The following is a 17,101-nucleotide window of genomic DNA, read 5'->3' on the forward strand; positions in this document are numbered from 1 at the left end:
TGGTTAATTTATAAATATTCATTTTTTTTATTCTCATATATTTTTCATTTTTTGACTCATTTGGCAAGTTAAATCATAACTTTTTTGCTGTTGAATAGAATAAACAGTGTCTAAATTTTATTAAATCAATTAATTATTTCCAGGTGCGAACGGAAATTTTAAAGTCTCGAAATACTCCAATGTTTGGGTTGGATTTTCAACTCCTTTAGGTAATTCTTTTCCTGAAAATTGTTGAAAATAGAGCAGGCAAGCATCACGCCACCATTTTGCCTCTTTGAGTTGAATTTTTAGTAGCATTTGTACCTCACGAAATCTTTGTTCATCGACATAAGGATTCATTTTGTCCCAAGTTGTGTTCATCGTTGCAACTTCATCTACACCTTTTTGGTATTTCAGAGCGATTCCATCCCAAATTGTTTGACCATTTTTCAGTTTGTAATCCCAAGGCAAATGATGAAACCATAACAAATATTCCTCAGGACAAGTTTTTACATCGTCGAATATTTTGGCAACATCGGGAGTGTATTGCGACGTAGCATTACTGCCTGTTTTGGAACGGTCAAAACCAATGCCGTTTTTATCCGCTTTGTGATAGTAAACAGGATTCCATTCTGGTCTAGATAGATTGCTTACCCAAGGTCCTGGCCCATAATGATGACCCGTATCCATAATATGATGCAATCCTAGTGGCGTCATATAATTTACCACGGCTTCTCTGGATTTCAACATCATTTCTTTAATTGGGTTGACAAAATTTAGATCATTCGAGAAAGTCATTCTTAACCATTCCTCTGCGATAACTTCTGAATCTAAATTAGGATTCCAAGCCAATCGTCCAAAGCCATACCAATTTGCTTGTGCAAAGGGATGACCGGTCCAGTTGATGTCGCTGCCAATATTTGCCACTCCAGCTATTCCAGTTAGTTTATGATTGTCTAATGAACCATCAATTACTTTAGCAACTGTTGATCCTTTCCCTTTGGTGTAGGTGTCTGAATCTAATACTTCTTGGTATAATTTAGGGAGATAGACTAAATGTGTGCTAAACCCTAAATATTCCTGTGTGATTTGAAATTCCATCATCAAAGGTGTTTTTGGCATTGCCCCAAACATTGGATGGAAAGGTTCTCTAGGTTGAAAATCAATTGCACCATTTTTGACTTGAACAATCACATTATCTCTAAATTTTCCGTCATAAGGAACAAATTCGCTATAGGCTTGTTTGGCTCGGTCATTCACATCGTGTTCGGAATATACAAAGGCTCTCCACATCACAATTCCACCAAAAGGAGCAAGGGCATCGGCCAACATATTAGCACCATCAACGTGGTTTCTACCATAATTTTGTGGACCGGGTTGTCCTTCGGAATTGGCTTTGACCAAGAATCCGCCAAAATCTGGAATTCTTGTGTAAATTTCTGCTACCTTATCTTTCCACCATTGTTGTACAGCAGCATCATATGGGTCCGCAGTTTTCAATCCGCCAATTTCAATTGGAGCCGAAAAACGAGCGGTTAAATACACCTTAATTCCATAAGGTCTGAAAGTGTTTGCTAGAGCTTCCACTTTATTCAAATATAGTGGTGTCAAAATTAAAGCATTGGCATTTACATTATTCAAAACGGTGCCGTTGATACCTATAGAAGCATTGGCACGCGCATAGTCAATATAACGTTGGTCAATGAAATCAGGTAATTTTTGCCAATTCCAAAGTGAAGATCCTGAATAACCACGTTCAACTGTTCCGTTGAGATTGTCCCAATGATTTAGTATTCGTATGTCTATTTTTGGAGCATCCACTATGTTTAAATTTTCGACGGATTTGTTGGTTTGAATCAGTTTCAGAAAATTGAAAACGCCATATAAAACGCCAATATCGGTTTTGGCGGTAATAAGAATATGGTTTTTATTTTTTATTTGTATGGTTTTAATAATATAGCCTTCGTTGTTAATTTGTTCAAATTCCTTGTTTAAACTTTTCGAAATAGCTTCATTTAAAGAAGTTTTAGAACCCAAAATCAACACATTTTCTGCCTCAATATTTTGTTGAATTACTGTTGTATTGTCTAATAAACTGGAAAGTCCCAATTGTAATTCTTTTGATGCAACACGAATCGTTTCAGAATTACCCAAAGCAACAATTCCATTAATGTTTGAATTGTAATCTGATACTAATTTGGAATCCGAAACTTTTGCATATTGAAGCCATAATTTATAATCCTCCTGTGCTGATAAAGTAATTGAAATCATCAAAAAAGGAAATAGCAGTAAAATGTATTTATAGGATATTCGATTCATTTTATGTTTTTATTATAGTGTCAAAACCTTTTTTGGAATATTTAAATGATATAATGACTTTTAAAGTTGTTCTTATTACTAAATATATATTTGCAATCGGTTGTGTAAAAGTAAAGCATTGAAGTTATATTAAAAAAAATCCCAATTATTTTTTTAATTTAAATAAAAACATTAAAAAATCCATAAATGTTGGATAATAAACAAATTGACTGTTTTTTCTAATTGTATTTCAGTTGTTTAATTTGTTAAAAAAAAACTCTCTTTGGAGTCTAACTCTCTTAATTTTTAAACGCTTGAACTAACGATTGATATTTCAATGGCAACTTCTGGTTCATTCAATTCAATTTTTAAAGTATTATACATTGTTTATAATTATCCAGAATATTGGTCAGATATTGAGGCTCTTTAAATGTTTTATTAATAATATCAGAAAAAATTTTACGATAAAGAAGAGAGTATCCAATTCTCAACTTTTAAAAAAAAACTAACTACTAACTACTAATTCAAATTAAATTATATAAGTTTCTATTCTAAAACTTATACACTATTTTAAGAGAACAATTTTGTAATTGAATGAAATTCATATTTGATAATCTTCCTGAATTATATCACTAAAAAAACGCTTATAAAATACCTTAATAATAGAACAAACTTTATGTATTTACCCCTCTAGAAAACACAGCGATTAGGAGTTCAAAACCCAAATATTTAAAATGGTTTTATTCTTCTTTAAATTAACAAAAAGGCAGTCATGAATAAGTTGATTAAGTCATAACGGCTAATTAATTTATATTTTAATAATATGTAATAATTTTATTCTTTTTTTGCAGAGAATTTAAATTATATGGTATAAATTTAATTATTGCAAATATATTGAAAAAATAATAACACACAATCGGTTGTGTGTTATTATTTTATTTAAAAAAATAAAAATAAATTTAATTAACTTTTTTTAATTCTTTTTTAGAAGAGTTTAGTTAGTTATTGTTTTCTATAAACGCATTGATTTTTTTAAACTGGAATTGTCTTAATGTCAATAATAGCAAGGTTTTTTTGATTTTCGATCTGCAATTTTAATCATCCAAAGTTTAAGAATTAACAGCAATTTCGAATGCAAATTTTATGTTTATTATTAAAAATACAATAATTATTATCCGTAAAATTTATTTTAAGTGTTATTATAACACAATATTTTTACACAATCGGTTGTTTTATAAAAAAAACTTTTTATATTTGCTTTTTTAAGATTCATTTACCAGGATGAATTTGGAGTAATTATAATGTTCTGTATGACAAAAAATCACACAAGTTTGCGTTGTCAGTTTGTTAACAATAATGCCACGATTTCAAAATAAATCAAGCTAATTTCATAAAATCAACTCTATTTATAATAGAGATTAGTTTTTGTATTTTTTTGATATCTCTAAAGCGACTTGAATATTTTAAACGAAATAACTAACCAACCAAAAACAAACCATTAAGCCTATGAAGTAAAAAAAAAATTAAAAACCGTTTTTAAATATTCTCAATTGTTGAATTTATGTTTCTATTTTAAAGTATAATGATAATTGATTCATTGTTCTAATATAATCAACAAGAATATTATTTTAATAAACCATAATTGATCTGAACTATTTGAAAAGAAAGATTTTGATTTTTAAAGTTGAAAACGTGTAAGTTTTTAAGGAACTAGTCATATAATTGAATTCGGTATATCTCTAAATTGAATTTCTGAGTTTAATATGCAAAGTAAATTTGTAAAGTAAATATGACGCATATTTAAGTTCTAATTTGTAATAAATTAAAAAATGTCAAAATATTAATATGATAAAACAATTAATTAAAGTTCCACGTAAAGTTAATTGCGTGGTATTGGGAGTTTTGTTACAGTTTATGTTTTCGAATGTATTGTTGGCAAGTGAAGGAAAAACAACCTTGCCTACTGTGAAAAGTCAGTATAGTCAGCAAATTACAGTCTCTGGAACAATTACTTCAGCAGAAGATAAATTGCCAATTCCTGGCGTGACCATAATGGTTAAGGGTAATTCTAAAATGGGTGTAATATCTGATTATGATGGAAAGTATAAAATTACAATACCTTCATCAGGAGCTACATTGGTTTTTAGTAGTATTGGTTTTAAAACCATTGAAAAACAAATAAAAGGACAATCTGTAGTTAATGTTGTTATGTCTGTAGATCAGACAACTTTGAATGAGATTGTTATTGTTGGATATGGTAAGCAAAAAAAGGAGAGTGTAGTTGCTGCAATTTCTCAAGTTTCAGGAAAAACATTAGAGCGAGCAGGTGGAGTTCAAAGTATTGGTGCAGCTTTAACAGGTAATGCGCCGGGTTTAATTACGACTGCTAGTACTGGTATGCCTGGAGAGGAAGATCCTCGTATAGTAATACGTGGAGCAAGTACTTGGAATGATTCATCTCCATTAGTATTGGTTGATGGTATAGAGCGTCCTATGAATAGTGTAGATATTGGATCTGTAGAGACGGTTTCTGTTTTGAAAGATGCTTCTGCTACTGCGGTTTATGGATCAAGAGGAGCTAATGGTGTAATTCTTATCACGACAAAACGTGGAAGTTTAGGAAAAGCATTAATTAGAGCTAGGGTTAATACAACAATGAAAGTTCCTTCTCAATTACCTAATAAGCTTGATTCTTATGATGGGTTGATGGTTAGAAACCGAGCTATTGAAAATGAGTTGGCTTTAACGCCATCTGCTTGGAATGATTATCTTCCACAAGCTATAATCGATAAATATAGGTTTCAAACTACTCAAGAGGATAGGGAGCGTTATCCCAATGTAGATTGGCAAGATACATTATTTAAAGATTATGCGATGACTTATAATGCGAGTTTGAATGTTAGCGGAGGTACTGAATTTGTTAAGTATTTTGCTAGTGCAGACTTTTTAAGTGAAGGCGATCTTTTTGAAAAATATAATAACAATAGAGGTTACGATCCAGGTTATGGATACAACCGTCTAAATGTTAGAACTAATTTAGATTTTCAAATTACTCCATCTACAACTTTTAAAGTAAATCTTGCAGGGTCACACGCAGTAAAGAAAAGTCCTTGGGGAGCTTCTGGAGCTGAATATACCATATGGGATGCTGCTTATTCTACAGCCCCAGATGTATTTTTGCCTTATTATGCCTCTGATAATTCGTGGGGATTTTATTCTCCAAATGTAGGTCAAGCATCAAATTCAGTTCGTAATTTAGCCATTAGTGGTGTGCAATATGTAACTACAACGCGTCTTACTACCGATTTTACATTGAATCAAAATCTAGATATGTTGGTTAAAGGACTTAATTTTACGGGAACAATAGCGTTAGATAATTCATTTATAGAAGGTAATCGAGGAGTTAATGATTTGTTTAATAATACTCAACAAAAATGGATTGATCCAGTGACGGGATTAGCTACCTACACACAGAATTACGATATAAATAATAGGTTTGATTTTCAAGAAGGAGTAAAATGGACTCCTAGTGCAGGAGAAGTTAGGGATGGGTCTACATATAGAAGACTTTTCTATCAAGGTCAAATAAATTATGCTTTAACTCTAGGTTCAAAGCATGATATTACGGCAATGGGACTTTTTAATCGTAATGAAGGTGCTACTGGAAGCGAGGTTCCTCGGTACAGAGAAGACTGGGTTTTTCGTACTAGTTATGGCTATGCAGGTAAATATTTTGCTGAATACAATGGGGCGTACAATGGTTCCGAAAAATTTGCTGCGGGAAATCGTTTTGCATTCTTTTCATCAGGAGGAGTAAGCTGGGTAGTCTCAAAGGAAGGTTTTATGAAAAAAACAGCCTCTTTCTTGGATTTGCTTAAAATAAGAGCAAATTATGGGGAGATTGGAGATGATAACGTTAATGGTAGATGGTTGTATTTAACTCAATGGGGTTTTGGAGGACGATCTCAATTAGGAACAAGCGGTGAAGGAGGAGAGTTAAGTCCTTATGATTGGTATAGAGAAACAGCTGTAGGAAATCCAGGAGTGCAATGGGAAACGGCAGAAAAATCTAATTTAGGTGTTGATTTTGGATTCTTTAAAGGATTAATCAAAGGATCTGTTGATTTTTTTAACGAAGAGCGTTCAGATGTCTTGTTGTCAGGTGGTAGCAGAGCAATACCTTCTTATTATGGAGCAGTAGCGCCTGTTGCAAATTTAGGGAGAGTGAGAAATCAAGGTTATGAATTTGAAGTTAAATTAAATTACACTTTTGCAAATGGATTTAATTTGTGGTCTGATTTGAATATGTCTCATTCAAAAAATAAAATTATTGATGCAAATAACCCAGTATTATTTCCAGAGTATCAAAAATCTGAAAACAAATCAATTGGGCAAGCTTTTTCCTATGTTGCGCAAGGGTATTATAATAATTGGGATGAATTGTATGGAAGTACTATTCAGGATACAAATAATAATCAAAAATTACCTGGAAATTACAACCTTCTTGACTATAATGCTGATGGAGTAATTAATGCCTATGACAACATTCCTTATGGTTTTACGGGCACGCCACAAAACACCTATAACGCTACAGTTGGTTTTAACTGGAAAAAATTTAGCGGTTTTGTTCAGTTTTATGGTGTTAACAATGTAACACGACAAGTAGTTCTAGGAAGTTTAGTTTCACAAAATCACGTAGTGTATGATCAAGGTTCATTGTGGAATAAAGACAACGTGGAGGCAAATAATCCAATGCCTAGATGGCTTTCTACTCCAAGTGGTTATAACAACGCTCAACGTTATATGTACGATGGATCATACTTACGATTAAAGAATGCTGAAATAGCGTATACTTTTGATGAAAGCAATTCTTCAATAAAATCGTGGGGTATTCAAAATGTAAGAGTATTTATAAACGGTGATAATCTTTATATTTGGTCAAAAATGCCAGATGATAGAGAGAGTAATTTTGCTGGAACAGGTTGGGCTTCTCAAGGAGCATATCCAACAGTTAAACGTTTTAATCTAGGAGCTAATATTATTTTTTAAATTAGAGATTATGAAAAATTATTTCAAAACAATAGTAAAGTATAGCCTTATATTGGGCTTGTGTGCCTTTCCGGTATCGTGTGAAGAATATCTTGATGTGTCTCCAGACACTTTAATTTCTGAAGAAGAAGCATTTGAGAATTTTACCAAATTTCAAGGATTTACGGAGGAACTTTACCAGTGTATTCCAGATTTTACCAATGCATATTGGACAAATTCATGGAATTGGGGAGAAGACGAGATTCAGTCTACAGCTAATAATTTTCATTTTGTAGTTAAAATTGACAATGGAGATTTATGGGGTTGGCAATCTCAAGCTGATGGTTGGCAAGCAGGATGGATGAACCGTAATAACGTGTCCACAAATAACAACCGTATGAATAAAGATTTATGGACTTTAGGCTGGAGAGGTATTCGTAAAGCAAATATTGGTTTAGCAAACATAGACAAATTGACCGATGCTACACAAGAAGAAAAAGATTTGATAAAAGGCCAGCTTTTGTTTTTTAGAGGATGGTTTCACTTTCAATTCATTCAGTATTTTGGAGGCCTTCCTTATATTGATACGGTACTTCCTAGTGATCAACCATTAACATTACCTAGACTTAGTTATGCCGAATGTGCTGAGAAAGCAGCAGCCGATTTTAGAATGGCCGCTGATTTACTCCCACTGGATTGGGATAATACGACAATAGGTAAAAGAACCTTAGGAAAAAATGATTTGCGTATCAATAAAATTATGGCCTTAGGCTACTTGGGTAAAAATTATCTTTGGGCAGGAAGTCCGTTGATGAATAAAGAATCTACAGGTAGTACAGCTTATAATGCTGAATTTTGTAAAAAAGCAGCAAAAGCTTTCGGTGAATTATTATCCAACACAGAAAGTGGAAATACTAAATATGCTTTATTACCATTTGCTAATTATAGTGATAATTTTTATACTACAGGAAAAAACTGGGCAATTCCAGGAGGTTCTGAAGCTATTTTTAGAGGACCTTATTGGGGAGCTCATTCATCAACTTATGGAACTGCTAAACAATACGGGCCTTCGCTAATAGCAGCTGGAGATGATGTTAAATTTTTACCAACTGCCAACTATGTTGATAATTATGGTATGGCGAATGGTTTACCAATAACAAATATTTCTCAAGCAGATGCGGAGTCAGGTTATGATCCATCTTACCCTTGGAAAGGTCGTGATCCTCGTTTTTACAACGATATTGTGTATGATGGTGTAAAAAGTGTTACTGGAACTATGCCAGCTAATCAAGAGTCAAACCGATATGCTAATTTGTTTACCGGAGGAACTTATCGTAATATAAGTACTGGAAGTAGAACAGGTTATTTAAACTATAAGTTTATTCCTATAACTGCTAATAAATATGATGGAGGTTATGAATATGGTAATAATTTGAATATACATATTCCTTGGATGCGTTTGTCAGATATTTATTTGATGTATGCCGAATCTGCAGCTGTAGGATATAATTCTGCTACAGGTAAAGATCCATCCTATAGTAAAAACGCTGTAGAAGCTGTAAATGTGGTTAGAGATAGAGCTAAAGTGGGTCATGTTGCTGGCAAGTTCTTAGGAACAGTAGATTCATTTATGAATGAAGTAAGACGTGAACGTGCAGTTGAATTAGCTTTTGAAGGGCACCGTTTTAATGACCTTCGCAGATGGTTATTATTTATTCAAAGTCCATATACTTTAAAGAAATCAGTCGAATTTGATAGAGATGCAAGTTTTAGCACTGCAACTCCTAAAACTAATAAAGTTCTTAATATTCGCGAAACGGTTATTTTGGAACGAAATTTTAGTGAAAAACATTATTGGCTACCATTGAAAAATGCAGATGTAAATATGTATTTGGAATTTCCACAAAATCCAGGATGGTAATTAATCAGATTATTTTATAAATTATAAATACAAATTAGAAAATAATGAAATATATACAACTAAAAATAGTGTTATGTTTTTTAATTATTGCTTTTTCTCCCACGATATTAATGGCTCAAGTTGGTAACAAAATTGATGTTAATGGTGTCGTAAGGAATGCAGAAGGGAAACCTGTTATAGGTGCTATCCTTGTAAGCGAAAAAGACAATATTTCCACAACTACAGATTCTATAGGTAAGTTTTCACTCAAAGTACCTATAGATTCAAAATTATTGATTAATGCAAAAGGTTATATTACAAAATCAGTTGTAGTGAAACCAAAATCGAGTGAAATTAATTTAATCTTAGATAAGGATAAGTTAGTACAGATTGCATTCAGAAAAGTTCAAGAAAAAGATCTTTTAGGGGATGTATCCTATGTTAACATACCAGAAATCTTGGAAAAGAATTATACGACCTATAGTTTGGATGGTTTGCAGGCTTTTGTAGGTGGTTTTAATGGTAATATATGGGGATCCGGAGGATATTTAGTTTTAGTTGATGGTATTCCTCGAGATGCTACTAGTATCTTAGCCGTAGAAATAGAACAAGTTACATTCTTGAAGGGTGTTGCTGCTGTAGCATTATATGGTAGTCGTGCTGCTAAAGGAGTTGTTTATATTACTTCTAAAAAAGGGGTTGTTCAAAAACAGCAAATTAGCGTTAGAGTTGATGGAGGAATAAATATAGCAAAAAGCTTTCCTAAATATTTAGGTTCAGCAGAGTATATGAGCTATTACAATCAAGCTCGTGCCAACGATGGTTTATCGTCATTGTATTCAGATGAAACTATTTATAACTACGCTTCGGGTAATAGTCCTTATAGATATCCTAATGTGGATTACTATTCATCGGATTATTTAAAAGATTTTGCTACAAGATACGATGCTAATGTTGAAATTAAAGGGGGTAATAAAATTGCACAATATTACACAGCAGTAAATTTCTCTAATTCAGGAGATTTATTAAATTTTGGAGAGGCTAAGAACAACAGTACTAATCGCTTTAATGTTAGAGGAAATGTAGATCTTGCAATCAATGATTTTATATCTGCTACAATTGGTACCAATGCAATCTACTATAATGGTAGAGGTGTGAATACAAATTATTGGGGTAGTGCAGCAACTACAAGACCAGATCGTTTTACTCCTTTATTACCTATAGATTTGATTGAAGAAGGTGATGCATCTTCTCAGGCTATGATAGCTAATAGTAACTACGTTATTGATGGTAAATATTTATTAGGAGGTACACAATTGGATTTAAACAATTCCTTTGCGGCTATTTATGCAGGAGGTTACAATACCTACACTAATCGTCAGTTTCAATTCAATACAGGCGTTGATGCTAAGTTAAGTAGTCTTCTTGATGGATTGTCTTTTCACTCTACATTTGCTGTAGATTATGAAACATCATACACTCAATCGTTTAATAATACCTATGCAGTATATGAACCAAAATGGAATTCCTATGCTGGATATGATCAAATAACTTCTTTGACTAAATTTGGAGAAGATGCTAAATCAGGAGTTCAGAATATTTCTAATAGTGCTTACAGACAAACTATCGCTTTTTCTGGTCAATTTGATTATGTAAAAAAGATTAATGGAGTTCATAACTTTTCAGGTATGCTTTTAGCAAATGGATTTCAACAATCAAATTCAGAAGTTTACCATAGAGTAAGTAATGCTAATTTAGGACTTAATTTAAGCTATAATTATGCTGGTAAATATTATGTAGAATTTAACGAGGCACTAGTTCATTCGGCAAAATTTGCTGAATCTAAGCGACTTGCACCTTCACCTACGTTGTCTTTAGGTTGGAGACTTAGTGAGGAGAATTTCTTAAAAAACTGGTCATCTTTAGATAATTTAAAGCTAACAGTATCAGCAGGTATATTGAATACAGATTTAGATGTTGCCAACTATTATTTATACGAAAGTATCTATTCACAAACAGATGGAGCTTGGTTTAGCTGGAGAGATGGGTCTTTAAATAGAAGTACTGACGCTCGTAGAGGTGAGAATTTAAGTCTTACTTTTGCCAAAAAGAAAGAGGTAAACGTAGGTGTAGAAGCATCATTTTTTAATAAATTGATAACGTTTAATGGTACTTTTTTTGCTAACAAAATCGAAGGTAACGTAATACAAGCTTCTGTTTTATATCCTAATTATTTCACAACAGGTTTTCCGAATTCTTCTTTTATACCTAATGTGAATTATAATAACGATAATCGTATTGGTTTCGATTTCAATGTTAGAGTGAATAAAAGAGTGGGTCAAGTAGATTTGTCTCTTGGAGTTACAGGAAACTATTATGATACTAAAGCTTCTAAAAGGGCAGAGGGGTTTGAATTCGATTACCAAAATAGACAAGGAAAACCATTAGACGCTCTTTGGGGTCTTAAAAGCGATGGTTTTTTTACGGATGGTATAGATATCACGAATCATGCTTCACAAACATTTGGTCAAGTTCGACCAGGAGATATTAAATATAAAGATCAAAATGGAGATGGTATTATTAATGCTCAAGATGAGGTATATTTAGGAAAAGGTGGTTGGAGCGGAGCTCCATTTACTGGAGGTTTAAATTTTACTGCTAAATGGAAAAGTTTAACATTTTTCGCATTGGCAACAGGTCAGGTAGGTGCAAATGCTATGAAGAATAATTCTTATTTTTGGATTGATGGAGAAGACAAATATTCAGTTATGGTTAGAAATAGTTGGACTGTCGATAATCAAGCCACAGCAACTTATCCTAGACTTACTACAAATACTAGTGACAATAATTATCGTTCATCAGACTTTTGGCTTTACAGTACAAACAGAATCGACCTAGCCAATATTCAATTTACTTATGATTTTCCAAAGAAAATGATTCAAAATTCGTTTCTTAATGAATTAGGAGTTTATGTAAATGGTGCTAATTTGTTAACAATATCTCCAGAACGTGAAACTATGGAGTTAAATATTGGTGGTTCGCCACAAACTAGGTTTTTCAATTTAGGCGTAAAAGCTTTATTTTAAATTAACAAATCATTAAAAATTAAAATGATATGAATAAAAGAATCTTAATAGTATTATCAGTCATCTTTATGACTATTAGTTGTGACGATCTTATCGAGCCAGCAATAGAAAACAATAGAGGGCTTGAAGATATGTATGCAGAAGCTGGATATGCACAGGGAATTCTACTTAATGCTTACACTAGACTTCCCGGTAATGGATGGTCATTTAGTGATGTAGCCACCGATGATGCCGTATCAAATGACGTTTCTAACAATTTTCGTAAAGTTGCGACAGGACAATGGGCTGCTAATTTTAATCCATTAGATCAATGGACAAATTCAAAGGCTGCTATTCAATACTTGAATATTTTTCTTGCAGAAGCAGATAAAGTTAAATGGGCAGTAGATGACAATGTTAGTTTGTTGTTTAGACAACGACTCAAAGGGGAAGCTTATGGAATGCGGGCACTTTATATGTATTATTTGTTACAGGCTCATGCAGGTGTGTCTGAAACGAATGAATTATTAGGTGTTCCTATTGTATTAGATCCGGAAGGAGCAAATTCAAATTTCAATATACCACGAAATACATTTCAACAGTGTATGACTCAAATTTATAGTGATCTAGCAAAAGCTAAAGAACTACTTCCTTTGGATTTTGAAATGGCAAATGCTTTGCCTCCTGGTTATACTAACTTGAATGATTATAATCGAGTTTTTGGCGACTATGCTAGACAAAGAATGAGTGGTAGAATTGTAATGTTTATTAAATCACAAGTTGCGTTATTAGCAGCAAGTCCAGCTTTTAGTAGTGGTAATACATCAACTTGGGGCGCTGCTGCTGATTATGCTGGTCAATTATTAGCTCTTAATGGGGGCGTTGCAGGATTAGATGCAAATGGTTTAACTTGGTATAGAAATACTGCCGAAATCGAAGCATTAGGTTCTGGAATAAATCCAAAAGAAGTAGTTTGGAGAACAGATATTGCTAATAGTAATAACTTAGAAGCGGATAATTTTCCCCCTACACTTTATGGTAGAGGGCGCGTAAATCCTACTCAAAACTTGGTAGATGCTTTTCCAGCAGCTAACGGCTATCCTATTACAAACGCTTCAAGTAATTATAATCCTTCTGCTCCTTATGCAAATCGTGATCCTCGTTTGAAACATTTTATTTTGGTTAATCAGGATGTAGCGGGGGTGAGTTCTACTGTTATTACTACGGCTAGTATTGGTACTACGAATGATGGCCTTAATAAAGCGGCAACTTCAACTCGTACTGGTTATTATATGAAAAAGTTGTTAAGACAAGACGTGAATTTGAATCCTCAATCAACGACTACTCAAAGACATTATAGACCACGTATGCGTTACACTGAACTTTATCTTAATTATGCCGAAGCTGCTAATGAAGCTTGGGGTCCTTTATCAGGAGGAAACAATGGTTTTTCAGCCTATGATGTGATTAAAGCGATAAGAAAACGTGCAGGTTTTGTCCAAGATAATTATCTAGAGTCTATCAAAGCTGACAAAGATGCGATGCGTGTTTTAATTAGAAACGAGCGCCGATTAGAATTATGTTTTGAAGGATTCCGTTTTTGGGACTTGCGTAGATGGAAATCAAATTTAGGAGAATCTGCTCAAGGGATGAATATTCAAGGAACTACTGCTGTCCCTACATTTACAAAAATTCCTTCTGTTGAGGATAGAGTTTTTGCTGACTATATGAATTATGGACCAATACCATATAGTGAAGCGCTTAAGTTTAAAGCATTGATTCAAAACAAAGGATGGTAATGCTTATATGTAATGCTATTTATTTTTAATAAAATTTCAAAAAAATGAAAAATAAGATATTTTTAATGTTCACAATTTTATTCATTACCTTAACATCTTGTTCAAATGATGATATGGTATATGATAATTTTGAATACCAGTCTGTTTATTTTGCTTATCAATTTCCAGTTAGGACAATAACCCTAGGAGAAGATGTATTTGATACAACTTTGGATAATGAGCACAAATGCAGAATCATGGCTACTTTGGGAGGCGTTTATAGTAATGATAAAGATGTCTCTGTCGGGGTAGAAGTTGCTAATCCGTTAACTACAGGATTGTTATTCAAAGCAGCAGGGGATAATGTCCTTCCAATGCCGAGTAATTATTATACATTATTGTCTAATAAAATTGTTATTGCTAAAGGAAATATTACTGGCGGTGTAGATGTTCAATTGACAGATGCTTTTTTTGCAGATCCACTTGCCATAAAAAACACCTATGTAATTCCTCTTAAGATGACTAATGTCGTGAATGCGGACTCTATTTTATCAGGTAAGGCATTAGTTGCTAATCCTAATAGAGCTATTGCTGTCGATTGGGCTATAACTCCAAAAGATTTTATATTTTATGCCATAAAATATGTTAATCCTTGGGATGGTTTTTATTTGCGTAGAGGAAAAGATGTGATTGTAGGTAAAAATGGAAATACTTCCCTAAATAAAACTATCGTTAGACATAAAACTTATGTTGAAAGTGATGAAGTGTTTAAAATTAATACCCTTTCATTAACTACTATAAATTTCCCAATTGTTTACAAAGACGCTGGTGGTAACAATATCAATTGTAAATTAATACTTTCTTTTGATGGAACTGGTAATTGTACGGTTTCCTCTTCTAGTCCAGGAACTTATACCGCATCTGGTACTGGTAAATTTGTAAAAAAAGGAGAGAAAAATAGTTGGGGTTCTAAAGATCGTGACGCACTATACCTTAGTTATAATGTAGGTTTGCAAGATTTTAATGTTACAACAAATGATACATTGGTATTAAGAGATAGAGGAGTTAAGGCAGAAGTGTTTAGCCCTGTCCTTAAATAATTTAGTAGGATAATTTATTTAATTATAAAATTAATAATATGAGAAAAATATATAAAATCGTGCCTTTTGCTACGTTGTTACTATCGTTAGCCTCTTGTACTGAGCCGCATGTGCTTTCATACGATGTCGAAAAACCTTTGGCTTTTGTTAATCAGGAAAAAATTGATGCTTATTCAGATTTAAAGACTTACATCGACAGAAAGGCTAATCCTAATTTTAAATTAGGTGCTGGAATTTCTTTGAATGAATATACAAGTCAAAGTTTGATGTATAGAGTAGTCAACAAAAATTTTGATGAGATTACTTTAGGATATGAAATGAAACATGGCGCAATAGTACAAGCCGATGGAAAACTAGCTCTTGACAATGTCAATAAATTATTAAAAACAGCTCAAGAGGCTAATGTGTCTGTTTTTGGACATACACTTTGTTGGCATGCCAATCAAAATGCTACTTATCTAAAAAAATTGATTGCCCCAGATGTTCTATCATCAACAGGTCCAGGTTGGGATTTGGCAATGGAAAATGATTTTGAGACAGATAATAGTTCAAATTATCAGGTTAATACAAATTTAACTGCTAGTTATACCGCAGTTGGTCAAGGAGCAAAAGGAATAGGAAGAGCACTTAAATTAACAAATGCCAGTGTTCGTGCCAATGATTGGGAGGCACAGCTTTATGTAAAGTTTTCTCCGGCTGTAAAATTGGGAGACAAATACAAACTTACTATGGATGTGCGTGCTGATGTTGCAGCATCTACTCCTACTCAGGCACAATTAAATCCTGGGGGTTATAAGCATTGGGATTTTTTTGGTGCTGTTCCCTATATAACCACGTGGACAACTTATGTTAAAGAGATTACGGTTACTTCAAATATGGTTGACTGTAATACAATTGCCTTTAATCTTGGAAAAACTGCCTCTAGTTTTTACTATGATAATGTCAAAGTAGAAAAGTATAACGCAACGGGTAGTGTTAAAACTCAAGAGAAATCTCCTGAACAGAAGAAAATTCTAATAGGTGGAGCCCTTGATAAATGGATAACTGGTATGGTTACTAATTGTGCTCCTAGTGTTAAAGCTTGGGATGTAGTTAATGAGCCAATGGATGATGGAAAACCGTATGAATTAAAAACAGGTGTAGGTAGAGTAAATATGCCAGCTGATGAATTCTACTGGCAAGATTATTTGGGTAAAGATTATGCTGTTGAAGCATTTAGACTTACCAGAAAAAGCGGTAATTCAGGTGATAAATTATTCATCAATGACTACAACCTTGAGTATAGTATTGACAAATGCAAAGGTCTTATTCAGTTTGTAACTTATATTGAAAGTAAAGGCCAAAAAGTGGATGGTATAGGTACCCAAATGCATATTGGTATAAATTCTGATAAAACAAAAATTGAAACAATGTTTCAATTGCTTGCCGCTACTGGTAAACTTATCAAAGTTTCAGAACTTGACGTTGCAGCAGGACTAACCCCTACAGAGTCCGATCTTCAAAAACAAGCAGAGATGTATAAATACGTTGTGGATATGTATACAAAATATATTCCATCAAATCAACGATACGGAATTACCGTTTGGGGATTAACAGACAGCAAGTCTAATTCTTCTTGGTTGCCAGGTCAGAATCAAGGTTTATGGGATGTTAACTTTACTCGTAAACCTTCCTATTCTAATTTTGCCGAAGGTCTTAAATTATTAAAATAAATAGCTAGCTAGTACACTTATCATTTGATAGTGAAAATTATTTAGTTCTCATTTTGTTAGGTGTAGTACTACGATTTTTAGATTTTATTTTTAAAAAATATAAATAAAATCTAGTAAAAAATCATAGGATTACACCTAACTTTTTTTAATTTTCTTTAATTAAATTTGATTGTCCGCAATTACCCATAATTTAATAAAAAGCTTTATATTTGATAAAAAAAGTGATGAATCTATTCAATTT

The 17,101-nt window shown here is 33.0% G+C and carries 7 protein-coding genes; 6 read left to right on the top strand and 1 reads right to left on the bottom strand.

The features are described 5' to 3' along the window. Positions 1–129: 129 nt before the first annotated feature. Positions 130–2,298, bottom strand: a complete 2,169-nt coding sequence (locus tag FNW17_RS15235) for an alpha-glucuronidase family glycosyl hydrolase (RefSeq protein ID WP_144072090.1) — start codon at positions 2,296–2,298, stop codon at positions 130–132. A gap of 1,824 nt (positions 2,299–4,122) precedes the next feature. On the opposite strand from FNW17_RS15235, the gene FNW17_RS15240 reads away from it, so the two are divergent. Genes FNW17_RS15240 through FNW17_RS15265 form a run of 6 tightly spaced genes read left to right on the top strand, consistent with a single transcriptional unit; the run spans position 4,123 to position 16,860 of the window. Then, the gene (locus FNW17_RS15240) at positions 4,123–7,326 is read left to right on the top strand and encodes a SusC/RagA family TonB-linked outer membrane protein (protein ID WP_144072091.1); all 3,204 of its coding nucleotides are present in this window, start codon (positions 4,123–4,125) and stop codon (positions 7,324–7,326) included. Positions 7,327–7,336: 10 nt separating this feature from the next. Further along, positions 7,337–9,226 (top strand): RagB/SusD family nutrient uptake outer membrane protein, encoded by a 1,890-nt coding sequence (locus FNW17_RS15245; protein ID WP_144072092.1) that lies wholly within the window; start codon positions 7,337–7,339, stop codon positions 9,224–9,226. Positions 9,227–9,270: 44 nt separating this feature from the next. Beyond that, positions 9,271–12,291, top strand: coding sequence for a SusC/RagA family TonB-linked outer membrane protein (locus tag FNW17_RS15250; protein ID WP_144072093.1), 3,021 nt, complete (start codon positions 9,271–9,273; stop codon positions 12,289–12,291). Positions 12,292–12,320: 29 nt separating this feature from the next. Next, a complete protein-coding gene (locus FNW17_RS15255) occupies positions 12,321–14,069 on the top strand; it encodes a RagB/SusD family nutrient uptake outer membrane protein (RefSeq protein ID WP_144072094.1) in 1,749 nt (582 codons plus the stop codon). Positions 14,070–14,113: 44 nt separating this feature from the next. Beyond that, complete coding sequence (locus FNW17_RS15260; protein ID WP_144072095.1) at positions 14,114–15,148, top strand: DUF5627 domain-containing protein; 1,035 nt, start codon at positions 14,114–14,116, stop codon at positions 15,146–15,148. A 38-nt stretch (positions 15,149–15,186) separates the two neighbouring features. Beyond that, a complete protein-coding gene (locus tag FNW17_RS15265; RefSeq protein ID WP_144072096.1) occupies positions 15,187–16,860 on the top strand; it encodes an endo-1,4-beta-xylanase in 1,674 nt (557 codons plus the stop codon). The last annotated feature ends 241 nt before the right edge of the window (positions 16,861–17,101 follow it).

It is taken from the genome of Flavobacterium franklandianum (assembly GCF_007097365.1).
GTDB classification, from domain to species: domain Bacteria; phylum Bacteroidota; class Bacteroidia; order Flavobacteriales; family Flavobacteriaceae; genus Flavobacterium; species Flavobacterium franklandianum.

Excerpts from the sequence above, each read along its gene's own strand:
- FNW17_RS15235 (WP_144072090.1), bottom strand. The coding sequence starts at position 2,298 with ATGAATCGAATATCCTATAAATACATTTTACTGCTATTTCCTTTTTTG.
- FNW17_RS15240 (WP_144072091.1), top strand. The coding sequence starts at position 4,123 with ATGATAAAACAATTAATTAAAGTTCCACGTAAAGTTAATTGCGTGGTA.
- FNW17_RS15245 (WP_144072092.1), top strand. The coding sequence starts at position 7,337 with ATGAAAAATTATTTCAAAACAATAGTAAAGTATAGCCTTATATTGGGC.
- FNW17_RS15250 (WP_144072093.1), top strand. The coding sequence starts at position 9,271 with ATGAAATATATACAACTAAAAATAGTGTTATGTTTTTTAATTATTGCT.
- FNW17_RS15255 (WP_144072094.1), top strand. The coding sequence starts at position 12,321 with ATGAATAAAAGAATCTTAATAGTATTATCAGTCATCTTTATGACTATT.
- FNW17_RS15260 (WP_144072095.1), top strand. The coding sequence starts at position 14,114 with ATGAAAAATAAGATATTTTTAATGTTCACAATTTTATTCATTACCTTA.
- FNW17_RS15265 (WP_144072096.1), top strand. The coding sequence starts at position 15,187 with ATGAGAAAAATATATAAAATCGTGCCTTTTGCTACGTTGTTACTATCG.